Origin of the sequence: Rhodococcus sp. 05-2254-5 (genome assembly GCF_002258575.1) — a bacterium.
GTDB lineage: Bacteria > Actinomycetota > Actinomycetes > Mycobacteriales > Mycobacteriaceae > Rhodococcoides > Rhodococcoides fascians.
The window spans coordinates 577,211-599,593 of sequence record NZ_NOZG01000007.1 but is presented as its reverse complement, the minus strand read 5'-3'; the positions used below and the strand labels follow the sequence as shown (position 1 = coordinate 599,593).

Below are 22,383 nucleotides of genomic sequence, written 5' to 3'. Positions count from 1 at the left end.
CCGGGTGCTCCTACTATGGAGTGGTGTCCGATCCTGTGACGATCACCCCGAGTCCTCTTCTCACTCTCCCCGGCGCAGTGCCCTCTCCCGACGACAGCGTCGATGCCGGCGTCGCCTGGCACTACGGCAATCCGTTCGGCGAACAACGCAGTGCCGTCAGCGCAGCCGCCGTCATCGATCGATCCCACCGATTCGTGCTTGCCATCAGCGGCGACGAGCGCTCGAGCTGGCTGAACACGATCTCGAGCCAACTCGTGTCGGATCTGCCCGACGGCAGCTCGGCCGAAAACCTGAGCCTGGACGTCAACGGCCGCATCGAGCATCACTTCGTTCAGACCGATCTGGGCGGGGTCACCTACATCGACACCGAACGTGCACAGGGACCGGATCTGCTGTCGTTCCTGAAGAAGATGGTCTTCTGGGCCAAGGCCGAACCCAGAGAGGCCGACGAACTCGTCGTTCTCTCCGTCCTCGGATCCGACGCGGCGTCGATCCTCGACAAGGCAGGCCTCCCCGTTCCGAGCGAGATCTACGGCGCGTCGGCAGTGGACGGCGGCGGCTTCGTCCGGCGGATGCCCTGGCCGGGTCCGAACTCGTACGACGTCGTCGTCCCCCGAGCAGGCCTGAGCGACTGGTTCCTTCGCCTCCGTGACGCCGGTGCTGCCCCGGCCGGAACGTGGGCGTACGAGGCGTTGCGGGTGGAATCGGTGCGACCGCGGGTGGGCGTGGACACCGACGAGAAGACCATTCCGCACGAGGTCCGATGGATCGGCAGTGCAGCCGAGTTCGGCGCGGTTCATCTGGAGAAGGGCTGCTATCGCGGGCAGGAGACCGTCTCGCGGGTGCACAACCTCGGTCGACCGCCGCGTCACCTGGTACTCCTGCATCTCGACGGTTCCGCCGACGGACGGCCCGTGACCGGCGACCCCGTCACCGCCGGTGGCCGCGCGGTGGGGCGTCTGGGGACCGTTGTCGACCACTTCGAGCTCGGGCCCGTTGCCCTCGCGCTGGTCAAGAGAACGATTCCGGTGGACACCGCCCTGGAGGCGGGTCCGTGTGCGGCGTCGATCGACCCCGATTCCATCCCCTCGTACGACGACGTGCAGGCCGGCCGCGCGGCCGTCGATCGCCTTCGCGGCCGGTGACCGGGACCGTCTCGGCGGTCTGCGTGGTGCATGCCGACGTCCCGTTCGGGCGGCGCGGCGTCGTCGACAGCGGCATCGACAAGCGCCCCGTGCACGGCCCGGTGGATGTGCACGAGCTCGGCATCGGCGGGGACCACTGTTCCGACACCAAGTTCCACGGTGGTCTCGATCAAGCCGTGTACGCCTACGACGAGGCAGAGGCCCGGTACTGGGCCGATCAGCTGGGTGCGCCCGTCGAGCCAGGACGGTTCGGCGAGAATCTGCGGACCAGCGGCGTCCCGGTGACCGACGCGGTGATCGGGACGCGGTGGCGCATCGGCACGGTGACACTGGAGGCAACCATCGCACGCAAGCCCTGCGGCACGTTCGCGCGGTGGATGGGCGAGCCGGGGTGGGTTCGCCGATTCACTGCCCGGGGAGATGTGGGCGCTTACTTCCGAGTGCTCGAGCCCGGGGTCTTCGCCGCCGGTGATTCGGTGACGGTCGAATCGGTTCCACGGCACGCGGTGACGGTGCGGATGCTCTTCGAGGGGCGGGACGCCGCGGCGATGCAGACTCTTCTGGACGAGCCCGGATTGGCACCGAAGGTGTACCGCGACGCGGCGGCGGCGCTGAAATCGTCGCGGAGGCCATGACGCGCAGCACTACTGTTTTCGTGTCGTAGCGCGAAGATAGTTCGCCTGAGCACGGATATGCGCAGGTACAGGCAGCGCGGACCCCTGCCCCGGGCGTGTCGCGCCGCCGGGCCCGGCATCGACACGTGGTGCCGTATGCGCATCGCGGCGATTCGCGCGCTAGAGTGTGTGCCAGGAAGAAATACCAACTCTAACGGGGCCGCCAAATTTCCCCAGGCCGCCCCGCAAGTCCGCGAGGGGGCACCGCCATGGGCCGAGGCAGGGCTAAGGCAAAGCAGACAAAGGTCGCTCGTGAGCTCAAGTACAGCTCGCCGACAACGGACTTGGAGAGTCTGCAAAGAGAGCTCTCCGGTGGTTCGTCCAACTCCCATCGTGGCGGCATCCACTCTGACTCGGATGTGCATTCCCGAGTCGAGGAAGACGAGTACGAGGACTGGCGACGCTAGAAACTGTGCATTGAACGACTGAGGGGGAGCCGCACCGCGGCTCCCCCTCACTTGTTCGTCGTGTGACCGGCCGGTCAGAACCTCGGGTGGTTACCCAGCAGCAGCGCGCGCTCGTCGGCGACGTCCTTGCCCGCAGCCTTCTTGACCGTGCCGAGCGTCCAGCAGTCGATGTGCCGTGCAGTCAGTACTGCCAGAGCACGATCGACGTCCTCGGGGGCGACGATCGCGACCATGCCGACACCCATGTTGAACGTCTGCTCCATCTCGGCCCGCTCGACGCGTCCGCGCTGCGCGATGAGGGAAAAGATCGGGGCCGGGCTCCACGTGGTCCGATCGAGTTCGGCCACGAGACCCTCGGGCATGACGCGCGAGAGGTTGTTGGCGAGTCCGCCGCCCGTCACGTGGCAGAACGTGCGCACGTCGGTCTCGGCCGCGAGTGCGAGGCAGTCCTTGGCGTAGATCTTCGTCGGCTCGAGCAGTTCCTCGCCGAGTGTGCGGCCGAACTCCTCGACGTGTCCGCCGAGATCCATGTGGTTGATCTCGAGCAGCACCTTGCGAGCGAGCGAGTAGCCGTTGGAATGCAGACCGGACGATCCCATGCCGATGACGACGTCGCCGGGACGCACGCGCTCGGGTCCGAGGATCGAGTCCGCCTCCACGACGCCGATGCCGGTGGCAGAAAGGTCGTAGTCACCGTCGGCCATCAGCCCCGGGTGTTCGGCCGTCTCGCCGCCGAGCAAGGCACAACCGGCGATGATGCAGCCCTCGGCGATGCCCTTGACCAGTTCCGCGACCTGCTCGGGAACGACACGGCCGACGGCGATGTAGTCCTGCAGGAACAGCGGCTCGGCTCCGCACACGACCAGATCGTCGACGACCATGGCCACGAGGTCGAGACCCAGGGTGTCGTGCTTGCCGAGGGCCTGGGCGACGGCGACCTTCGTGCCGACTCCGTCGGTCGAGGCAGCCAGGACCGGCTCGCGGTAGTCGCCCTTGAGCGCGAACAGACCGGCGAAACCACCGAGACCGCCCATGACCTCGGGCCTGCTGGCCTTCTTGGCGAGTGGCGCGAACAGTTGAACTGCTCGGTCTCCTGCGGCGATATCGACCCCGGCCGCCGCGTAGGAGGCACCGCCCGAGTGAGTTGCGCTCGTGGGTTGGGATTCCTCGGTCATTCGGCTCCAGCCTGTGTACTCGTTCATGTCAGCGCCCCCAAGCACGCGAACCGTGCGTAGCGGCGCAGATAGCGCCCTAACGGTACCGGAGTGCCCGCTGGCGGGAAGAATTTACGTGCGCAGCCGCTTGCCCGGGATGGCGGCCAACAGCTTCTTCGTGTACTCCTCCTCCGGCGAGCGCAGAATCTTCCACGGCGTGCCCTGCTCGACGACCTGGCCGCCCCGCAGCACCACCACCCGATGTGCGACGCGATCGACCACCGCCAGATCGTGGCTGATGAACAGGCAGGCGAAACCGAACTCCCGCTGCAGCGCCTCGAACAGGTCGAGCACGGCCGCCTGGACCGAGACGTCGAGTGCACTGGTCGGCTCGTCCGCGACCACCAGATCCGGTCCCAGCACCAGTGCCCGCGCCAGGCTGACGCGTTGCCGTTGCCCACCGGACAGCTCGTGCGGGTAACGCTTGTCGGTGCCGGACGGTAGTTGCACGGCGTCGAGCAGCTCGGTGGTCCTGGCCGCGATCGCATCCTTGGAGCCGTACTTGTGCACGATCATCGGCTCGGCGATGCACTGTCCGACGGTGAGCCGCGGGTTCAGCGACGCCGACGGGTCTTGGAAGACGAAGCCGAATCGCTTGCGCAAGGGCTTGAGCTTGCGCTCGCTCACGCCGGCGATGTTCTGTCCCATCACCGTCACGCTGCCGCTGGTCGGCTTCTGGAGCGCTGCAACGCACCTGCCGATCGTCGACTTACCCGAGCCCGATTCGCCCACCAGACCGAGGGTTTCGCCGCGGTGGATGGTCAGCGAGACGTCGTCGACCGCTCGGAATGCCGAGGAGCCGACCCCACCGGAGAACTGCACCACCAGCTGCGAGACCTCGAGTACCGGCTCGCCCGACGTGTCGACGGTCTTGTCCGACTCCACTGCAGCAAGGGTCGGCACCGCGGCCAGCAGCTTTTTGGTGTACTCGTCTTCGGGGGCGTCGAACAGCTGTGCCACCGGCGCTTCCTCGACGACTCGGCCGTTCTGCATGACGACGACGCGGTCCGCCAGATCGGACACGACGCCCATGCTGTGGGTGATCAGCACGATGGCGCAGCCCAACCGATCCTTGAGATCGCGGAGCAGTTCGAGGATCTCGGCCTGCACAGTGACGTCGAGGGCGGTGGTCGGCTCGTCGGCGATGATGACTTTCGCCTCACACGAGATGGCGATCGCGATCATGACGCGTTGCTTCTGGCCACCGGAGAGCTCGTGTGGGTAGTACGAGAAGCGCTGCTCGGGATTGGGCAGACCCACCATCGTCAGCAACTCGACGGCCCGGGCCTTGGCATCCTTTGCCGACATCCGTCTACCGTCGTCAGGAGTGTGGGCCCGGAGTGCTTCGACGATCTGATACCCGATGGTGAACAGCGGATCGAGAGCGCTGCCCGGCTCCTGGAACACCATCGAAATCTTGTTGCCGCGCAACTGCGCCCACGCCTTGTTGCTCAGCGTGGTGACGTCCTGCCCGCCGAGAACCACGTGTCCTTCGACCCGCGCGGTATCGGGCAGCAACCCGATGGCGGAGCGGACACTGACGGACTTACCCGACCCCGACTCCCCCACCACAGCGAGAACTTCACCGGGAAAGACCTCGAACGAGACCTCGGTGACGGCATCGACTTCGCCGGCATCGGTGACGAACGAAACGGACAACGACTGCACCGACAATGCGAACTCGCGTTCAGTCACGACACTCGATGTCATACCTTCACCGCCTTCTTGAACTTCTTGCGGGTCCGCAGCAGCGGATTGAGTGTCTCGCTTGCACTTTCACCGACCATGGTCAGACCGAGGACTACCAGCACGATGCCCAGGCCCGGGAACACCGACGTCCACCAGATGCCGTTGGAGATGTCCGGTAGGGCCTTGTTGATGTCGTATCCCCACTCCGAGGCGGAGGTCGGCTCGATCCCGAACCCGAGGAAGCCGAGCCCGGCGAGGGTGAGGATGGCCTCGGCTCCGTTGAGCGTGATGATGACCGGCAGTGTCTGCACCACGTTGGCGAGTATGTGCCGGAACAGAATTCGCGGTGTACCGGCTCCGGTCACCCGCGCGGCGTCGACGTACGGTTCGGTCTTGACGGCGACCGTCGCGTTGCGGACCACCCGGAAGTACTGGGGCACGAAGATCGCCGTGATGGCGATGGCCGCGGAGGCGATACCGCCGAAACTCGACGACTGACCGCCTGCCACGACGATCGAGATGACCACGGCGAGAAGCAGAGACGGGAATGCGTACATCGCGTCCATGAACAGCACGAGCACCCGGTCGAACCAGCGGCCGATGTAGCCCGAGGCCAGACCGAGGGGAACGCCGATGATCAGGGACAGCACCAGCGACGAGGCGATGACCATCAATGCGGTTCTGGCACCGTAGATCACCCGCGAGAACACGTCCTCACCGCGAACCGAGGTACCGAACCAGTGATCCGCGGACGGCGCGGCTTGGCGGGCGAAATCCGCACCGGCGTCACTGGTCTGCGAGAAACCGTACGGCGCGAGAATCGGCGCGAACAGCGCCGCGATCACGAACCCCACCATCAGCGCCAACCCGACGATGAGCGTGACCCGCTGCAATCCCGAGGTGGACTTCACGAACGCGACGCCGGGGAACCCTCTGCGGTGCGGACGGGTGGGAGGAACGTCGGACAGCACGACTTCGGTGCTCATCAGAACCTCACTCTCGGGTCGATGAGGGCGACGATCGCGTCGGTGACGAAGCTGACGACGGCGACCACCACGGCCAGGAACGTCACGATGCCTTGCACGGCAACGAAATCGCGGGCCTGCAGATAACGGGCGAGTTCGTAGCCCAGTCCTTGCCACTCGAAGGTCGTCTCGGTGAGTACGGCACCGCCGAGGAGGACGGCGATCTGCAGTCCGATGACGGTGACGATGGGAATCATGGCGTTGCGGAACGCATGTCGCCTCGTCACCGTGCCCTCGCTCAACCCGCGCGCGCGGGCGGCGTCGACGAACGGCGCCTGCAACGTCTGAATCAGGTTGACTCGCACCAATCGCAGGAACACACCGGCCGTCAGCAGGCCGAGCGCAAGAGCGGGCAGAACCGCGTGCTCGAGCACGTCGACGGTGTAACCGGTGTCGCCGTACAGGAACGAGTCGATGATCAGAATGTTCGTCTTCGGGGAGACGTTCTGCAGTGCCAGTTCAACATTGGTACTGGCCCGCCCGGCGACCGGCAGCCAGCCGAGCTTGACGGCGAACAGCAGCTTGAGCAGCATGCCGACGAAGAATACCGGGGCCGCGTACGCCAGGATCGCGAAGATTCGCAGCGACGCATCACCGAACCGGTCGCGATGGGTGGCGGCGTAGAACCCGAGCGGGATGCCGACCGCGAACGCGACGAGCAGCGCCCAGAACGCCAATTCCAGTGTGGCAGCACCGTTGACGAGCAGGACGTCACTGATCGCGCGATTGTCGGTGGCGGAGCGGCCGAAGTCGCCGCGCAACAATCCGGTGAGGTACTCCCAGTACTGCGTCAGGATCGGCCGGTCGTATCCGGCCTCGGCCTTGCGCTGGGCGATCTGTTCGGCGGGTAGTCGACCGCCGAGGGCGGCGGTGATCGGGTCACCGATCACACGCATGAGAAAGAAGACGACGGTGACGAGAATCCAGGCAGTCGGGATGATCAACAGAAACCTGATCCCGAGATAGCGGGCGAGCGCGCCGTATCGTGACGGCGCGCTCGCCTGCTGCGCTTTCTTCTCCCCTACCGGCGTCTGTGCGGTAGCGGGCACCGGTCAGCTCTTGGCGAGAGTGACGAAGCGGAACTTGAACGAGGCGTCGAGGGTCTCGTCCACACCGCTGATCTCATCGGTGGCGACGGCGATCTGCTTGCCCTCCAACAGCGGAAGGGTCGGCAGGTAGTTGGTCGCGAGCTCGGTCTGAATCTGTCCGATGATCTGCATCCGTGCGTTCTCGTCGGCCGTCGTGCGCTCGAGGTCGAGCAGTGACGTGATCTCCGGGTTCTCGAAATGCGACTGGAGGAAGTTGTCCGGCCCGAAGAACGGCGTCAGGTAGTTGTCTGCATCGGGGTAGTCCGGGAACCAGCCGAGCTGGTAGACCGGGTACGCGTCGGCGACGCGTTCCTTGGTGTAGGTGCTCCACTCGGTGGACTGCAGGTTCACATTGAACAAGCCCGTCGCGTCGAGCTGACTCTTGATCGCGGCGTACTCCTCGCTCGAGCTCGAGCCGTAGTGATCCGGGTTGTACTGCAGGTTGAGCTGGATCGGAGTGGCCACGCCTGCGGCCGAGAGGAACCCGGCAGCCTCGTCTTTGTTGGGGGTCTCACCGTAGACGTCGGAGAAGGCCTTGTTGGAACCTTCCAGACCGGTCGGCACCACGGAGTACAGCGGGGTGTAGGTGCCCTTGTAGACGCCGTCGGAGAGCGCCTGGCGATCGACCGAGGCAGCAATCGCCTTGCGTACGGCCAACTTCTGGTCGGGGGTGTTGCCGGGCATCGTGTTCATGTTGAAGACCATGTAGCGGGACTCGCCGCCGGGGCCCTCGTGCACCGTCAGGCCGTCGACGGCTCCCAGCGATTCGACGTCGGTCGGGGTGAGGGAACGCCATGCCACATCGATGGCCTTGTTCTGCACATCGAGCTTGAGGTTGTCGGAGCTGGTGTAGTACTTCACGTTGACCGACGACGTCTTCGGGGTGCCGAGAATGCCGTTGTAGTCCCCGTTGGCCACGAAGCTGACGAGTGAGTTCTTGCCATAGCTGGAGATGGAGTACGGGCCGGCGAACGGCTTGCCCGCAACCACTGCGTCGTCGTCGAGCACCTTGTCGGCCGGGAACACCGTCTGGTCGACGATCGGGCCCGCGGGTGTCGCGAGGATCTGCGGGAACGTCTGATCGTTGGCCGCTTTGAGGGTGAACTCGACGGTCTTCTCGTCCGGTGTCGCGATGCTGTCGAGATTGGTCAGCAGCGACGCAGGCCCGTTCGGATCGTTGATCGCGACGATGCGGTCGAACGAGAACTTGACGCTCTCGCTCGTCAGCGGATTGCCGTTGGCGAACTTCAGGTCGTCCTTGAGCGTGCACTTGTAGACGGTCGGCTCCGCGAAATCGCAGCTCTCGGCCGCATCGGGCTCGAGCTCGGAGCTACCGGGAGCGAAGTTCATCAAGAAGGGATACGTCTGGTTCATCACCATGAACGATCCGTTGTCGTACGAGCCGGCCGGGTCGAGCGAGGTGACCTGGTCCGTGGTGCCGACCGTGATGGTCTCACCGCCGCCGCCGTCGCCGGATCCACCGGCGTCGGTGCGTCCCGAGCCGCACGCTGCGGCGGTCAGTGCGAGTACCGACAGTGCGGCCACTGCGGCGGTCTTCTTGCCGTGCTTACGCACAGCCGTTCGTGATGCGGCGCTGTAGCGCTGCATGCGTCCGTCGTCGGGCGACAGGGTCATCTGAGCCTCTATCCAATCGGTGTGTCCTATGTAACTCGGGACAGTACCGATGGACTGTTTCCAATATGTGGCATTGAGAAAACCCTGCTGTTCCCTAACGGAAAAGACCAGGTCAAGGACGGCTGAGAGCGCTCACATTCGCGTCGTTGTCCACCGGTTGCCCAGCGGCCGACGCCAGCAGACCCTCGAGCACGTGCTTGCCGAGTGCATTGTCCGCGGGCAGATCGATGGGGTACTTCCCGGTGAAACATGCTGCGCACAAGCGCGATTCGGGCTGCTCCGACGCCGCGATCATGCCGTCGATGGAGATGTAGCCCAGCGAGTCGGCACCGATGGCCTGCCGGACGCCTTCGAGGATTCCGTCCTCGGAATCGACGCCGTTGGCGATCAGCTCTGCGGGAGAAGCGAAGTCGATGCCGTAGAAGCAGGGCCACCGCACCGGCGGGGACGCGATACGTACGTGGATCTCGAGGGCACCGGCCTCGCGCAGCATCCTGATCAGCGCCCGCTGCGTGTTGCCGCGAACGATCGAATCATCCACCACCACGAGCCTTTTGCCGCGAATGACCTCTTTGAGAGGGTTGAGCTTGAGCCGGATACCGAGCTGCCGAATGGTCTGCGACGGTTGAATGAACGTGCGGCCCACGTACGCGTTCTTCATGAGCCCCTGGCCGTACGGGATTCCCGAGCCCTGGGCGAAGCCCACGGCTGCCGGAGTTCCGCTCTCGGGCACCGGGATGACCAGATCACCCTCGGCCGGATGCTCCTTGGCGAGACGACGTCCGATTTCCACCCGAGTCGAGTGCACCGATCGACCACCGATGACGCTGTCGGGCCGTGCGAGATAGACGTACTCGAACACGCAGCCCTTGGGCTCGGGGGCAGCGAAACGCGAGGACCGAACGCCGTCGGCGTCGATCGCCAACAGTTCGCCGGGCTCGATGTCGCGGACGAAGGCCGCACCGACGATGTCGAGTGCTGCGGTCTCGCTGGCGACGACCCAGCCGCGATCGAGGCGACCGAGGCACAACGGCCGAACGCCGTGCGGATCACGCGCGGCGTAGAGGGTGTGCTCGTCCATGAAGGTCAGGCAGAACGCGCCTTTGAGCAGCGGCAGCAATTCCATGGCCGCCTGCTCGATGGTGCAGTCGGCCGCCTTGTGCGCCAGCAGTGCCGTCACGACATCGGAATCCGACGTCCCGTTGCCCTGCAATCGATCGCTGATCAGGCCCGCATCGCGAGCCTTGGTGGCGAGTTCGGCGAAGTTCACCAGATTGCCGTTGTGCCCGAGTGCGATACCGGTACCGGCAGTGGTGGTACGGAAGATCGGCTGCGCGTTCTCCCACGTCACCGACCCACTGGTGGAGTACCGGCAATGGCCGATGGCGACGTGCCCGGGCATCGCGCCGAGCGTCTGCTCGTCGAACACCTGACTGACCAGGCCGAGATCCTTGAACACGAGCACCTGGGAGCCGTCGGACACCGCGATGCCTGCGGCTTCCTGCCCACGGTGCTGCAGTGCGTAGAGGCCGTAGTACGAGAGCTTGGCCACGTCCTCGCCCGGTGCCCACACACCGAACACTCCACACTCTTCGCGCGGCTCGTTCTCCGGCTCGTCGATGGGTTTGCCTACCAGAAGATTCGGACTGTCGACCGACAAATCGGCGTTGGTCACGGGCATTGCTCCCTAGGGGGTCCGGGGCGGGGGGCCGTGCCCAGTCTACGGGCACACGGGCTGACACAACGCATCGTGTGTCCAGGAGATTCCCGGCGGTCGAACGGCCGCTGAAATCCGGCGGTCAGGTGATGGTCAGCAACGGCAACCAACGACCCACCTCGACGGCCCGGCTGCCGGACGCGTCGATCGAGCCGTCGCCGAGCGCCTCGGCAAAATCCCGGGTCCCGGTGGCCACCTGAAGCCATGTCAGAGCATCGGTTTCGACGACGTTCGGCGGGGTTCCTCTGGTGTGCCGGGGCCCGACGATGCACTGCACCGCGACGAACGGCGGCACCCGCACCTCCACCGACGACCCCGGCGCGTTCTGACCGAGAGTTCTGGCGGTGGTGCGCACGGCGGCGGCGATCTGTGCCCGCGGCGGCTTCTCGGCCTCGCCTCTGATCCAGCCCGCGACGGCCAGAACGGCCTCGCGCACCTCGGCGGGACCGACCTCCTTGTGCGGTGGCATCTCCGGTCAGCTCCTCTCACGTTCGGTAGCCGCGAGATGCGCCAACACGGCACCGCTCGCGTTGAGTGCGTAGTGCAGCGCAGCAGGGGCGAGCACACTGCCGCTGCGCGCCCGCAGCCACGAGAACACCACCCCGGCGACGGTCGTCGCGGCAACGGTCCCGGCCACCGAATCCCCGGCGGCGCGGGCGGGACGAATGTGCCACAGTCCGAAGAAGACCGGCGACAGGGCAGGCGATGCCGCATCGAGCACACCGCGGAAGAGCAACTCCTCGGTCAGCACCGTCCCCACCGGAATCCGAAACAGCACCCACTCCGCGAGATCGTCCTCGGACGGACGGACGCGTCGACGCAGTGCGGGTACGGCGGCCACCACCGCAGACCCCAGGACGGGTATCGCTGCCGCAGCCGCACCCCATTTCAGCCCGGATGCGGCGTTACGCAGGCCCAGCCGTTCGGCATTCGATCCCGACACCGCAGCCACAGCGACGGCGAACGACGCGTTGGCCACTGCCCGCCCGCGGGCTCCGAGCCCGGCCGCAGGCAGCACGTACGTGCTCCACGCCGTTGTCACGAGTCCGGTCAGAATGGGTCGTTCCGCAGGCTCCACTCCGGTTGCCAGAGCGGTTCTCACTTCTCGGGACCGTCACGTCCGGCGAATTGCTCCATGACGCCGCGCACTCGTTCGGTGTCGCGGTCGGTCCAGCCTTCGGGGGCGGCGACGGCCACCCAGCCGTCGAGCACGAGGGTTCCGTAGTTGTGACCGTGGCCGTCGGGGACGCCCGCGGCATTAGTCAGGTCCGCTGCCACCTGCCAGAACGTCACCACCGGGAACCAACGCATGCTCGGCAGTCGGTCCGGCCCCGGCGGCTCGGACAGCCAGTCCGGACGCTCGAACAGCAGGTCCGGTGACCACCAGACCACCGGATCCGACGCATGCTGGACGTACAGGATGCGCGGGGCGTACCAGGGCTGATCCTCCGGCGGGATGCCCGACGAATTGTCGGCGAAGCGAACCGTCAGGCCCTCGGAGTACACCGGCCGAACCTCGGGGCTGCCCGGATCACGCCTGCTGACGAACTGACTCCAGATGCGGTTGTCGTTCGGCGGACCCACCCACAGGACGCCGTCGGTGGTGGCGCGGATGTCCGCCAACCCGTCGAACGCGCCTTCACCGGACTTCGTCCCCAGACTTTCGCCGTAGACGTAGAACTTGGGGCGGGTGGCCTCGGGCTCCTGCAGCCAGCGGTCGTGCACTTTGTCGATCAGCGCCTTGCCTGCCTGGGCGGCTTTGTCGCCCTCGGCGATGAACGAGATCCAACTCGGCAGATACGAGTACTGAGAGGCGACGGTGGCGACATCGCCGTCGAACATCAGCTCCTCGGCCTCGACGGCGGTGGGGTTGACCCAGCCGGTGCCGGTGGTCGGCACGACGATGAGCGCTTTGCGCTGGAACGCGCCGGTGCGTTCGAGTTCGGCGACGACGATATCGAGTCGTTCGTCCTGAGTCTCCGCGGTTTCCAGTCCGGCGTAGGCCCGAATGGGTTCGAGGCTCGGACGTCCGGTGGCCCGTTCCATCTCGTCGGCTCGCAGACCGCTGGAGACGAAGTTGCGGCCCTCGAATCCGAGTGTGTCCCACGGTGCCAACGAGTTCGGGCTACCCGACCTCTCGTCGGCGACGGGTTGTTCTGTGCCCTCTCGCGTTTCGTTGTTCTGCAGACTGAACACCGAGTTGGTCACCTCGGAGACCGCACGCAGCAGCACACCCTGAACCAGGGCGACGACCAGAACCACCAGGACGATCACGCCGAGTGCGTTGGCCACCTCGCGTGGCATCTTGACGATGCGATTGATCTGACGGGCGAGCAATCGGACGACGTCGCGCAGCACCCGCGAGATCGAGATGAGCAGTGCGGCAATGGCAATGCTCAATGCTCCGGTGCGGAGGTAACCCGTCGTGGTGGTCCCCTCCGCGTCCATGAGCGCGGCGAGTTCACGCTGCCACTGCGCCGAGACCGCCAGCATGATCATCGACGCAGCGACGGCGACGACGAGTACGACCACCTTGACTGCGAGTTCGACCTTGCGCGGCAATGGCCACCACGAACGCGACGACAGCCACCAACGCGTCACCGCCCATCCCACGGCCACCCCGAAGGCGTACCCGATAGCCGAGTTGATGCCGCCGATGATGCCTTGGAACAGCCATCCACGAGGCAGCAGCGACGGCGTCAGTGACCAGCAGAAGAACAACGCGCTGAACGCGATTCCGGTGAAGTCAAGACGCAGCAGGCCCCACGACCACATGACGAACGGATGCTTCTCCGGCGACGGAGCCGAGAACTCCACCGTCGGAAAGTGATACCGATGATGCTGATCCTGCTCGAGTGTGGGCTCGGTCCCCCTTCGACGCTCCGATACCTGTCCCCCCACCTCGGTCAGCCGAAGAGTCTGGGAAGAGTGCTCTCGAACGTCTCCCGCAGTTCCGTCATCGGCACGGAGAACTGCCCCTGGACCTCGATCGAATCCGAGCCCTCGTCGACGACGCCCACTCGCGCCCACGGAAGTCCGCGTGCGGTGCACATGCCGGTGAACCGGGTCTCCTCGGTGCGCGGCACGGCGACCAGCACCCGGCCGGAGGATTCGGAGAACAAGGTCACGAACGGGTCTGCGCCTTCGGGAACGATGATGCGGCAACCGGTTTCGCCGGCCAAGGCTGCCTCGACGACGGCCTGAGCGAGACCACCCTCGGACAGGTCGTGTGCAGCCGAGACCAGGCCGTCGCGGGAGGATGCGAGCAGGATGTCTGCCAACAACTGCTCCCGAGCGAGATCGACCTTCGGCGGAACGCCGCCGAGGTGATCGTGCTCGACCTGCGCCCAGATGGACCCGTCGAACTCGTCGTGGGTCTCCCCCAGCAGGATGAGCGTCTCGCCGGGCTCGAGGCCGAGCCCCGTCGGGATGCGGCGATGGACGTCGTCGATGACGCCCAGCACTCCGACCACGGGGGTCGGCAGGATCGGCTCCGCGCCGGTCTGGTTGTAGAAGCTGACGTTGCCGCCGGTGACCGGGATGCCGAGGGTGACACACCCGTCCGCCAAACCGCGTACGGCCTGCTGGAACTGCCACATGACACCCGGGTCCTCCGGCGAACCGAAGTTCAGGCAATTGGTGACGGCCTTGGGAGTGGCGCCGGTGACCGCGACGTTGCGGAACGCCTCGGCCAGAGCCAGCTGCGCGCCCTGGTACGGGTCGAGTGCGGTGTAGCGGCCCGACGCGTCGGTGGCCAAAGCGATTCCGCGACCGGTCTTCTCGTCGATGCGGATGACGCCTGCATCGGCGTTCTCGGCCAGCACGGTGTTGCCGCGGACGTAGCGGTCGTACTGCTCGGTGATGAATCGGCGGCTGCACAGCTGCGGCGAGCCGATCATCTTCAGCAGAGTGGCCTTCAGCTCGTCCGCGGTTTCCGGACGCTTCAGCGACGCCGTGCTGTTCGCGATCAACGCGTCCTGGGTGTCCGGGCGCTGCACCGGACGGTTGTACACCGGGCCTTCGTGCGCAACGGTTTTCGGCGGTACATCGACGACGGTATCGCCGTGCCAGGTGATCTGGAGGTGCTCGCCGTCGGTGACCTCACCGATGACCGTGGCCAGGACGTCCCACTTCTTGCAGACGGCCATGAATGCGTCGACGTTCTCGGGGGTCACCACGGCGCACATGCGCTCCTGGGATTCGCTCGAGAGCACCTCGGCCGGAGTCATGCCGGTGGCGCGCATCGGCACCTTGTCGAGCTCGATGTGCATGCCACCACTGCCGGCGGACGCGAGTTCCGATGTGGCGCAGGACAACCCGGCACCACCGAGGTCCTGGATGCCGACGACGAGCTTGTTGGAGTACAGCTCGAGGCAGGCTTCGATGAGCACCTTCTCGGTGAACGGATCGCCCACCTGTACCGCGGGAAGCTTCTTGCGGCCCCCACCGGTCTCGTCGCCGTCGAAGGTCTCCGACGCGAGCACGGACACGCCGCCGATGCCGTCGAGACCCGTTCGTGCACCGAACAGAATGATCTTGTTACCTAGGCCCGACGCGAACGCGAGGTGCATGTCCTCGACCCGCATGACGCCGGCACACAGGGCGTTGAGCAGAGGGTTACCGGCGTAGGAGGCGTCGAACACCGTCTCGCCGCCGATGTTCGGTAGGCCGAGGGAGTTTCCGTACCCACCGACGCCTGCGACGATGCCGCTCAGGACACGGCGCGTATCGGGTGCATCGGCAGCACCGAATCGCAGCTGGTCCATGACGGCGATCGGGCGCGCGCCCATGGCCATGATGTCGCGGACGATGCCGCCGACGCCCGTCGCCGCACCCTGGTAGGGCTCGACGTACGACGGGTGATTGTGGCTCTCGACCTTGAACGTGACGGCCCAGCCGTCGCCGACGTCGACGACGCCCGCGTTCTCGCCGATACCGGCGAGCATCGGCTTGCGCATCTCGTCGGTGGTGGTCTCGCCGAAGTACTTCAGGTGCACCTTCGAGGACTTGTACGAGCAGTGCTCGCTCCACATGACGGAGTACATCGCCAATTCGGCGTCCGTGGGGCGGCGGCCGAGGATTTCCTTGATGCGGACGTATTCGTCGTCCTTGAGTCCGAGTTCCTTGTACGGCTGCGCAACGTCGGGGGTGGCGACGGCGTTCGAGACAGTGTCTGTGGGTACAGAGCTAGCGGACACGAGGAATAGGTCCCTTCGATGGAGCGAAATGCCAGGGAGAGTCTATAAGGTGCCGCCGACATGTACGGCATCGGACGTATCGGCCTCGTGCGAACATCACCTGATGGACATTGCACTGACCGAGGACGATCTGGACGAAACGGGCGTCATCGACCCGTCGATGGTGGCCAAGGGAGTCGACGTACCGCCGAAAGCCGTCGTCTGTTTCTTCGCCGAGGTGATCGAGAGCATCTGCGCGAAAGGCGACGCCCGAGTGGTGTCGATCATGCGCTCCGAGCACGGCGAACACCCCGTCTACGAGATCGAACGAGGCGGACAGAAACTTGCCGTCTTCCATCCCGGCGTCGGAGCGCCACTGGCCGCACTGTTCCTCGAAGAAGCCATTGCCATGGGCTGCACACAGTTCGTTGCTGTCGGCGGTGCCGGGGCGCTGTCCGACGACCTGGGCATGGGACACGTCATGGTCGTCGACAGCGCCCTGCGCGACGAGGGCACCTCGTTCCACTACCTGCCACCCGGACGGGTGGTCGACGCCGATCCCGTAGGTGTCGCCGTACTCCAGTCGGTACTGACCGATGCCGGCATCGACTTCGTCACCGGCCGCTCCTGGACCACCGACGCGCTCTACCGCGAGACCCGCGGACGAGTCTCGCGCCGCGTCGAGGAAGGCTGCCGCACGGTCGACATGGAGGCGTCGGCCTTCTGCGCCGTCGCCCGATTCCGCGGAGTCCGATTCGCGCAACTGCTGTACGCGGGAGACTCCCTGGCCGCCGACTGGGATCACCGCGGCTGGACCAAGGCAACCACGGTGCGCGAACAATTGTTCTGGCTCGCTGCCGACGCCTGCCTGCAACTCGATCCGCTCTAGGTCTTCGGCCCACCCCCCTGATCTCGCAAACGCGCTCGCGTTTGCCAGACGCGAGCCGAATTGCCCCGGAATCGGGCACGAAACTCCGCGCACCTGACGAATGCGCGCGCGTTTGCGATTGCCGAACGATGATCACGAACTTCGCGGTCCAAGGCTCACCAACATTCGACGTCCGCCCCCGGATTTCGCAAACGCGCGCGCGTTTGCCGAACGCGAGCGAAACAGCCCCGGAATCGGGCACGAATCCGCGCGCACCTGACAATTGCGCGCGCGTTTGCGACGCCGATCTGGCTCAGGCAGGGGCGAGGAAAGCCGCCAACGCGTCGGCGTATGCCTTCACGTCGCCGGCTCCCATCAACTCTCGGGACGAGTGCATGGCGAGTTGCGCTGCGCCGACGTCGACCGTCGACAACCCGGTGCGCGACGCGGTGATCGGTCCGATGGTCGATCCGCACGGTAGATCCGCGCGATGAACGTAGCGCTGCAACGGTACGTCGGCTTGCTCGCATGCCAGTGCGAATGCACCGGCACCGGCGGAATCGGTTGCGTAGCGCAGGTTTTGGTTGACCTTGAGCACCGGTCCCCCGCCGAGTTCGATGCGATGGGCGGGCTCGTGCCGATCCGGGTAGTTCGGGTGTGTCGCGTGCGCCATATCGCCTGAGGCACAGATGGATCCGGCCATCGTGCGCAGGAATTCCTCGCGGCCGCCGCCGCGCCCCAGCACGATGCGTTCGAGCACGGTGTTGAGCAGGTCCGAGAACGCGCCACGGTCGGACATACTGCCGACTTCCTCGTGGTCGAACAGAGCCAACACGGGAGTGACGTCGGTCGGATTCTCCACTGCCGCAAGCAAAGCCTGCGTTCCGGCGTAACAGGTGCCCTGGTTGTCCAGACGCGGCGCACTGACCAACTCGGATTCGACGCCCACCACCGCGCTGGGTGCCAGGTCGTGTGTCATCAGTTCCCAGCCCAGCACCGAACCGGGATCGACGCCTTCGCGGTCGGCGACGTAGGAGATGAACGATCGTGGCGAGTTACCCACGCCCCAAATGGCATTGACGTGCCGCTGCGGATCGAGCGTGACGCCTTTGCGGTCCTCGGACAGGTGGATCGCCAGCTGCGGAACGCGGAGGATCGGCTCGTCCACCTTGACGAGCACCTCGCGAGCGGTGTTGCCGTCGCGCACGCTGAGCCGGCCGGAGATACCCAGGTCGCGATCGAGCCAGGAGTTCAGCCAGGCACCGCCGTACGGCTCCAGGCCGACCATCTGCCAACCCGCCGATTCGAGATCGGGATGCTGCTTCACCCGGAGATTGGGGCTGTCGGTGTGTCCGCCGACAATGCGGAAGGGGCCATCAGGAGTGGAGCCTGCGGAACGACCCGAATTGGTGTGCTCGGTGCTCCACGCGACGAGAGAACCGCCGCGGATCAAGTAGTAGCGGCCTGGTTCGGTCGGCCAGGCATCGGTCTCGTCCAGACGTACGAATCCGGCGTCCTCGAGCTGCACCGACACCGTCCGACACACATGGAACGGGGACGGCGAGACGTCGACGAAGTTGCAGAGACCGGCAGCAGAGGCAGAGGACGACATGGGAACCATTGTGTCAGCCGCCGCGTCGAACACCCCGAGAGCACACACCGACCGGGGGAGAAACATGAAGATCGAGCCGACACCGAACCAACACGTCGCTCACGCAACCACACTCGCCATCGTTCGAATGAAAACGATCGAAGCATTTCGTACCCGCGGAATGGTGGTGCACCGTGAGGATGCGACCACGCTCGGCGCGGAGTCGGGTGCACGCTTCCCGCTCGACAACGTGTTCGCCCGCTGCTCGGGTGCGCCCCGGTCGGCGTGGGACAGCATCATCGGCGGCCATGTCCAGGTCATGATCGAGGCGATGCGCGAGTCCGCTCCGGCGTTCATCGCAGGCCTGTCCGACGACGAGTTCCATTCGAAACTCCGTGAACGCGTCGTTGCGCCGTGCGTGTTGGAATCGATGGGTTCGTACAGTTATTCGGTTCCCCTGCTCGCGGCACCCGATGCGCCGAGGCGGGTGTTGAATCTGTCGTCTCCGAATCGAGCTCTGACGTTGTCCGACAGTCACTTCGAGGGGCGCGACATCGACGCTGCGTGGGCTGCGGGTCGCAAGAACACTGCGGCGATCGAGTTCGAGGGAGCGCAGTTGCTCGAACGCGAGGGGGTCTGCATCGAGGTGCTCGACGGCGATTCGATCTATCTCGCGTCGAAGATCGCCGATATGACCACGTTGATTTCGTCGCATCTGGGCGAATGCCTGTACGGCGTACTCTTCGCCGTCCCCAACGCGTACGAATTCGCCTTTCATCGGCCCCGCGACGCCGACGACGCAGTCGCGGCAGCCACCGCACTCGCCGAGCTGGCCGACGTGTTCTCTCGCGATACACCGAGCCCACTGTCGCGCTCGGTGTTCTTCTGGCGAGACGGCGAGTATTGCGACGTGACGCACGGGCCTAAGGGTATCTTCACCTCAGCGTTGACCGAACTACGCGCACGCGCGGCCTGACTGCGATCACGTGCCGACAGACCCGCTATTCAGGCGGCGGAGTGGTCGGTCGTCCCGCTGCAGCGTCGCGAATCCAGTCGGGTACGGGTTGATGATCGCGTTCGGCCATGGTGATGTACGCGCGGGCAGCGGCAGCGGCGACCGTTGGCCGTGGTGCTTTGATGTTGCGTTCGTCGGTGGTGGTCATCGCGGGTCCTCCTGCTCGCTCTCGCCGTCAGTGTCCTCGGTTTCGCGCGGTTGCGCCAGTGCGCGACGTGCAGACCGGCCCGCAACGGCAAGCAGCACCTTGCGTTCGGTGCTGGCGATGAGAGCGACCCCGACGACGGCCAGAACGCCAACGACGAGCGTTACCCACGACTGGGCGGGCATCCGCTGCTCAGTGCGCCCCGGATACGCAGAACACGTTGCCGTCGGGATCGCTGAGCGTCACCCAGCGAAAGTCACCCATGGTGTGCTGCTGGACCTCGGTCGCACCCGACTCGACCAGCCGAGAGACCTCGTCGTCGAGGTTCTCGGCGGTCATGTCGAGGTGGAGGCGATTCTTACCCGGCGACGGGTCGTCGACCTTCTGGAAGGCCAGTCGATACGGGGCCGAAGCGAGTGCGACGACGTAGAACCAGCCGTCGTTCTCCTCGACGATCGATCCGTCGACCTGTGAGGCCCACCAGCGAGCGAGCGGGCCCGGGTCGGTGGAATCGAACGTGATCATGCCCAGGGTCAGTGTCATGGCGGAAGATTAGACCCACCCACCGACACGAAAATCAGGCGTTGACGATCGCGTCCAGTGCCGAGTAGAAGATGCCGAGCCCGTCGTCGCTCGGGCCGGTCAACGGCTCGGTGGCGTGCTCGGGATGGGGCATCAGGCCGACGATCCGACCGTTTGCCGACGAGATTCCGGCAATACCGCGCTGCGACCCGTTGGGGTTGCTCCCGCTGTAGCGGAACACGACGCGGCCTTCACCTTCGAGCTCGTCGAGCACGCTCTGCGATGCCTGGAATCGGCCCTCGGCGTTCTTGACCGGAATCAGGATCTCGGCATCCTGCTCGTATCGCGACGACCATGCCGTGCCGGCATTCTCGACCTTCAACCATTGGTCGCGGCACACGAAATGGAGGCCCTCGTTGCGCGTCAACGCTCCGGGAAGCAGTCCGACCTCGCACAACACCTGAAAACCGTTGCAGATCCCCAGGATCGGCATCCCGCCCTCTGCCGCCTTGACCACTGACTCCATCACGGGAGCGAAGCGGGCGATCGCACCGGCTCGCAGATAGTCGCCGTATGAGAATCCGCCGGGGACGACGATGGCGTCGACGTTCTTCAGATCGGCGTCGGCGTGCCACAGGCTGACGGCCTCGCCGCCGGCGAGAGTCACGGCGCGGGATGCGTCGACGTCGTCGAGAGTTCCGGGGAACGTGATGACTCCTACGCGGGCGCTCATGAGATGCGAGTCACTTTCCAGTCCTCGATCACCGTGTTGGCGAGCAGCGATTCGGCAATCTTCTCGAGTTCGGCGTCGTCGACGGAATCGTCGATCTCCAGCTCGAAGCGCTTGCCCTGACGCACATCGGACACACCGGAGATTCCCAGCCGGCCCAGCGCACCTGCGATGGCCTGACCCTGCGGATCGAGAATCTCGGCCTTGGGCATGACATCGACTACGACTCGGGCCACGAAAGCGCTCCTTGAAATACGTACAGCAAGACAGTTACCGGCAGGTGGGAGTCTACGCAGCCCTGGCCAGCGGAGCGAAACCGCGCTTACTGTGGAGTGCATGCGGCTGACACACTTCGGACATTCCTGCGTTCTGGTCGAACTCAACGGCACCACGGTGCTGTTCGATCCCGGCACGTTCTCTCACGGATTCGAGGGCATCACCGGGCTCGACGCCATCCTGGTCACTCACCAGCACCCGGATCATGTTGATCTGCAGCGACTTCCCGCGCTTCTCGACGCCAATCCCCGCGCCGAGCTGCACGCCGATCCCATGACGGCAGGCCAGCTCGGAGGGAAATGGATCGCGGCCCCGGCGGGCAAGGACTTCTCCGTGGGCGGCATCACCGTCACCGGAGTCGGCGGCACGCACGCCGTCATCCATCCGGAATTGCCGGAGATCGACAACACCGGTTATCTGCTCGGTACTCCGGAGAACCCGGGGCAACTGTTCCATCCGGGTGACTCGTTGTTCGTTCCCGAGCAACAGGTCGAGGTACTGGCATTGCCCGCGGCAGCGCCGTGGTCGAAGCTGTCCGAGACGGTCGAATTCCTCCGTGCGGTGGCACCGAGGATGGCGTTCCCCATTCACCAGGCCGTCGTCGCGGAACAGGCGAGGGGCATCTACTACGGACGCTTCAAGGAGATGTCCGACGCCGAAATCCGCGAACTCCCCGAGGAATCGTCCGTCTCGATCTAGCCGGTGACCTCGGGCGGGAGGGTGCCGATCATGGTCACTTGCGTTCCTTCCCACTGGTAGTCGATCGTCGCCGGTCCGCCGGTCGGGTTCGCATTGGCGTCATCGGCGAGTGGCCAGCGGTAGTTCACTGTGATCGTGTCGGCGGACTGTGCCGCCACCGACGTGAACCCGTACGGCTCCAGCGTCGCGGTGCCGAGGTACTCGGCGTCGTGGAAGAAGAGCAGATGCGTCGGCGAGCTGACCGTCGCGCCGTACGGGAGGGCTTCGACCCAGGTGAACGACGCACAGGGATCGCCCATGTCGGTGGCGACCCACGGTGAATCTGCGAACACGAGCGGCAGCGAGTCCACCGCCTGCGGTACCGGCCCCCACGTCAGATCCAGGCACAGCGGCTCGGCTTCCGACGGACCCATGGGAACCAGGTCGCTGGCCTCCTCGGGTGGCGTTCGCTGCGGCTGCGCTCCCTCGGTCACGGTGGCCGGGGCGGGTGTCAGCGGTGCCAAGCTCGTCGCTGTGGTCGTCGGAACGGCCGAGGACGGTGCTGCCGACGGCGTTCCTTGCTCCGATCCGCCGCACGCGACGAGAGCTGTTGCACCGACTGCGAGGAGCAGAAGTCGTTTCATGAAGACCACCTGGTTCGATTTGCCCGACGTCAGGTATGTCCACTCGCAAACGCGTTCCGTTACATCACATTTCGATCAAGGGGCCTGAACCCTGCCGGCGCAGGCAACTTCTGCTCCACTGTTCGCTCGCTCCGCGGTATTTC

General features: G+C 65.6%; 23 protein-coding genes. 6 read left to right on the top strand and 17 right to left on the bottom strand.

Going from position 1 to position 22,383, the window contains the following annotated elements; genetic code table 11:
- Window positions 1–23 precede the first annotated feature (23 nt).
- The 3 genes from ygfZ (at window position 24) to CH278_RS08065 (ending at window position 2,226) form a co-directional block, all read left to right on the top strand.
- Entirely contained in the window at window positions 24–1,145 is a 1,122-nt protein-coding gene (ygfZ, locus tag CH278_RS08075) for a CAF17-like 4Fe-4S cluster assembly/insertion protein YgfZ (protein WP_032400972.1), read from the top strand.
- Entirely contained in the window at window positions 1,142–1,780 is a 639-nt protein-coding gene (locus CH278_RS08070; protein WP_057473677.1) for an MOSC domain-containing protein, read from the top strand. Before ygfZ ends, CH278_RS08070 begins: the two co-directional genes overlap by 4 nt.
- Before the next feature lie 248 nt (window positions 1,781–2,028).
- Entirely contained in the window at window positions 2,029–2,226 is a 198-nt protein-coding gene (locus CH278_RS08065) for a DUF3073 domain-containing protein (RefSeq protein WP_072692062.1), read from the top strand.
- A 74-nt stretch (window positions 2,227–2,300) separates the two neighbouring features.
- Here CH278_RS08065 and purM read toward each other — a convergent pair whose 3' ends face one another.
- The 10 genes from purM to purL form a co-directional block, all read right to left on the bottom strand.
- A complete protein-coding gene (gene purM, locus CH278_RS08060) occupies window positions 2,301–3,401 on the bottom strand; it encodes a phosphoribosylformylglycinamidine cyclo-ligase (protein WP_027495851.1) in 1,101 nt (366 codons plus the stop codon).
- Between the two features lie 111 nt (window positions 3,402–3,512).
- Window positions 3,513–5,150: an ABC transporter ATP-binding protein gene (locus CH278_RS28150; protein ID WP_094621599.1), complete on the bottom strand. Its 1,638-nt coding sequence runs from the start codon at window positions 5,148–5,150 to the stop codon at window positions 3,513–3,515.
- Window positions 5,147–6,115, bottom strand: coding sequence for an ABC transporter permease (locus tag CH278_RS08050; RefSeq protein ID WP_032367489.1), 969 nt, complete (start codon window positions 6,113–6,115; stop codon window positions 5,147–5,149). The genes CH278_RS28150 and CH278_RS08050 overlap by 4 nt, the downstream gene beginning before the upstream one ends.
- Window positions 6,115–7,110 (bottom strand): ABC transporter permease, encoded by a 996-nt coding sequence (locus CH278_RS08045; RefSeq protein WP_032367512.1) that lies wholly within the window; start codon window positions 7,108–7,110, stop codon window positions 6,115–6,117. The genes CH278_RS08050 and CH278_RS08045 overlap by 1 nt, the downstream gene beginning before the upstream one ends.
- Before the next feature lie 96 nt (window positions 7,111–7,206).
- A complete protein-coding gene (locus CH278_RS08040; RefSeq protein WP_236254079.1) occupies window positions 7,207–8,850 on the bottom strand; it encodes an ABC transporter substrate-binding protein in 1,644 nt (547 codons plus the stop codon).
- 139 nt (window positions 8,851–8,989) lie between these two features.
- Window positions 8,990–10,552 carry an amidophosphoribosyltransferase gene (purF, locus tag CH278_RS08035; RefSeq protein ID WP_032367510.1) on the bottom strand — a complete coding sequence of 521 codons (1,563 nt, stop codon included), beginning with the start codon at window positions 10,550–10,552 and terminating at the stop codon, window positions 8,990–8,992.
- 124 nt (window positions 10,553–10,676) lie between these two features.
- Window positions 10,677–11,063 (bottom strand): sterol carrier family protein, encoded by a 387-nt coding sequence (locus tag CH278_RS08030; protein ID WP_032367488.1) that lies wholly within the window; start codon window positions 11,061–11,063, stop codon window positions 10,677–10,679.
- Window positions 11,064–11,069: 6 nt separating this feature from the next.
- Window positions 11,070–11,696, bottom strand: coding sequence for a CPBP family intramembrane glutamic endopeptidase (locus tag CH278_RS08025; RefSeq protein ID WP_230591140.1), 627 nt, complete (start codon window positions 11,694–11,696; stop codon window positions 11,070–11,072).
- Window positions 11,693–13,369, bottom strand: coding sequence for an alpha/beta hydrolase (locus CH278_RS08020; RefSeq protein WP_230073742.1), 1,677 nt, complete (start codon window positions 13,367–13,369; stop codon window positions 11,693–11,695). Before CH278_RS08020 ends, CH278_RS08025 begins: the two co-directional genes overlap by 4 nt.
- Before the next feature lie 131 nt (window positions 13,370–13,500).
- The gene (gene purL, locus CH278_RS08015) at window positions 13,501–15,792 is read right to left on the bottom strand and encodes a phosphoribosylformylglycinamidine synthase subunit PurL (protein WP_032367486.1); all 2,292 of its coding nucleotides are present in this window, start codon (window positions 15,790–15,792) and stop codon (window positions 13,501–13,503) included.
- Between the two features lie 103 nt (window positions 15,793–15,895).
- Between purL and CH278_RS08010 the strand changes: the two genes are divergently transcribed.
- Window positions 15,896–16,660, top strand: a complete 765-nt coding sequence (locus CH278_RS08010; protein WP_230591141.1) for a nucleoside phosphorylase — start codon at window positions 15,896–15,898, stop codon at window positions 16,658–16,660.
- 292 nt (window positions 16,661–16,952) lie between these two features.
- Here CH278_RS08010 and CH278_RS08005 read toward each other — a convergent pair whose 3' ends face one another.
- Window positions 16,953–18,260, bottom strand: a complete 1,308-nt coding sequence (locus CH278_RS08005; protein ID WP_094621731.1) for a M18 family aminopeptidase — start codon at window positions 18,258–18,260, stop codon at window positions 16,953–16,955.
- 55 nt (window positions 18,261–18,315) lie between these two features.
- Between CH278_RS08005 and CH278_RS08000 the strand changes: the two genes are divergently transcribed.
- A complete protein-coding gene (locus tag CH278_RS08000; RefSeq protein ID WP_179274332.1) occupies window positions 18,316–19,206 on the top strand; it encodes a hypothetical protein in 891 nt (296 codons plus the stop codon).
- 25 nt (window positions 19,207–19,231) lie between these two features.
- Here the strand turns inward: CH278_RS08000 and CH278_RS27415 are convergent, their stop codons facing one another.
- From CH278_RS27415 to purS, 5 genes are read right to left on the bottom strand one after another with little or no spacing between them, the layout of a single operon-like run.
- Window positions 19,232–19,393: a hypothetical protein gene (locus CH278_RS27415; protein ID WP_155288495.1), complete on the bottom strand. Its 162-nt coding sequence runs from the start codon at window positions 19,391–19,393 to the stop codon at window positions 19,232–19,234.
- Window positions 19,390–19,575 (bottom strand): hypothetical protein, encoded by a 186-nt coding sequence (locus CH278_RS07995; RefSeq protein WP_094621597.1) that lies wholly within the window; start codon window positions 19,573–19,575, stop codon window positions 19,390–19,392. Before CH278_RS07995 ends, CH278_RS27415 begins: the two co-directional genes overlap by 4 nt.
- A 7-nt stretch (window positions 19,576–19,582) precedes the next feature.
- Window positions 19,583–19,933, bottom strand: coding sequence for a VOC family protein (locus CH278_RS07990; RefSeq protein ID WP_032367485.1), 351 nt, complete (start codon window positions 19,931–19,933; stop codon window positions 19,583–19,585).
- Between the two features lie 34 nt (window positions 19,934–19,967).
- The gene (gene purQ, locus CH278_RS07985) at window positions 19,968–20,645 is read right to left on the bottom strand and encodes a phosphoribosylformylglycinamidine synthase subunit PurQ (protein WP_027495839.1); all 678 of its coding nucleotides are present in this window, start codon (window positions 20,643–20,645) and stop codon (window positions 19,968–19,970) included.
- Window positions 20,642–20,878 (bottom strand): phosphoribosylformylglycinamidine synthase subunit PurS, encoded by a 237-nt coding sequence (purS, locus tag CH278_RS07980; RefSeq protein WP_032371340.1) that lies wholly within the window; start codon window positions 20,876–20,878, stop codon window positions 20,642–20,644. Before purS ends, purQ begins: the two co-directional genes overlap by 4 nt.
- A gap of 100 nt (window positions 20,879–20,978) precedes the next feature.
- Here purS and CH278_RS07975 point away from each other — a divergent pair, with 100 nt between their 5' ends.
- Window positions 20,979–21,617 carry an MBL fold metallo-hydrolase gene (locus CH278_RS07975; protein ID WP_032367483.1) on the top strand — a complete coding sequence of 213 codons (639 nt, stop codon included), beginning with the start codon at window positions 20,979–20,981 and terminating at the stop codon, window positions 21,615–21,617.
- On the opposite strand, the gene CH278_RS07970 is transcribed toward CH278_RS07975, so the two are convergent.
- Window positions 21,614–22,240, bottom strand: coding sequence for an LppP/LprE family lipoprotein (locus CH278_RS07970; protein WP_094621730.1), 627 nt, complete (start codon window positions 22,238–22,240; stop codon window positions 21,614–21,616). The genes CH278_RS07975 and CH278_RS07970 overlap by 4 nt on opposite strands.
- Window positions 22,241–22,383: the final 143 nt, after the last annotated feature.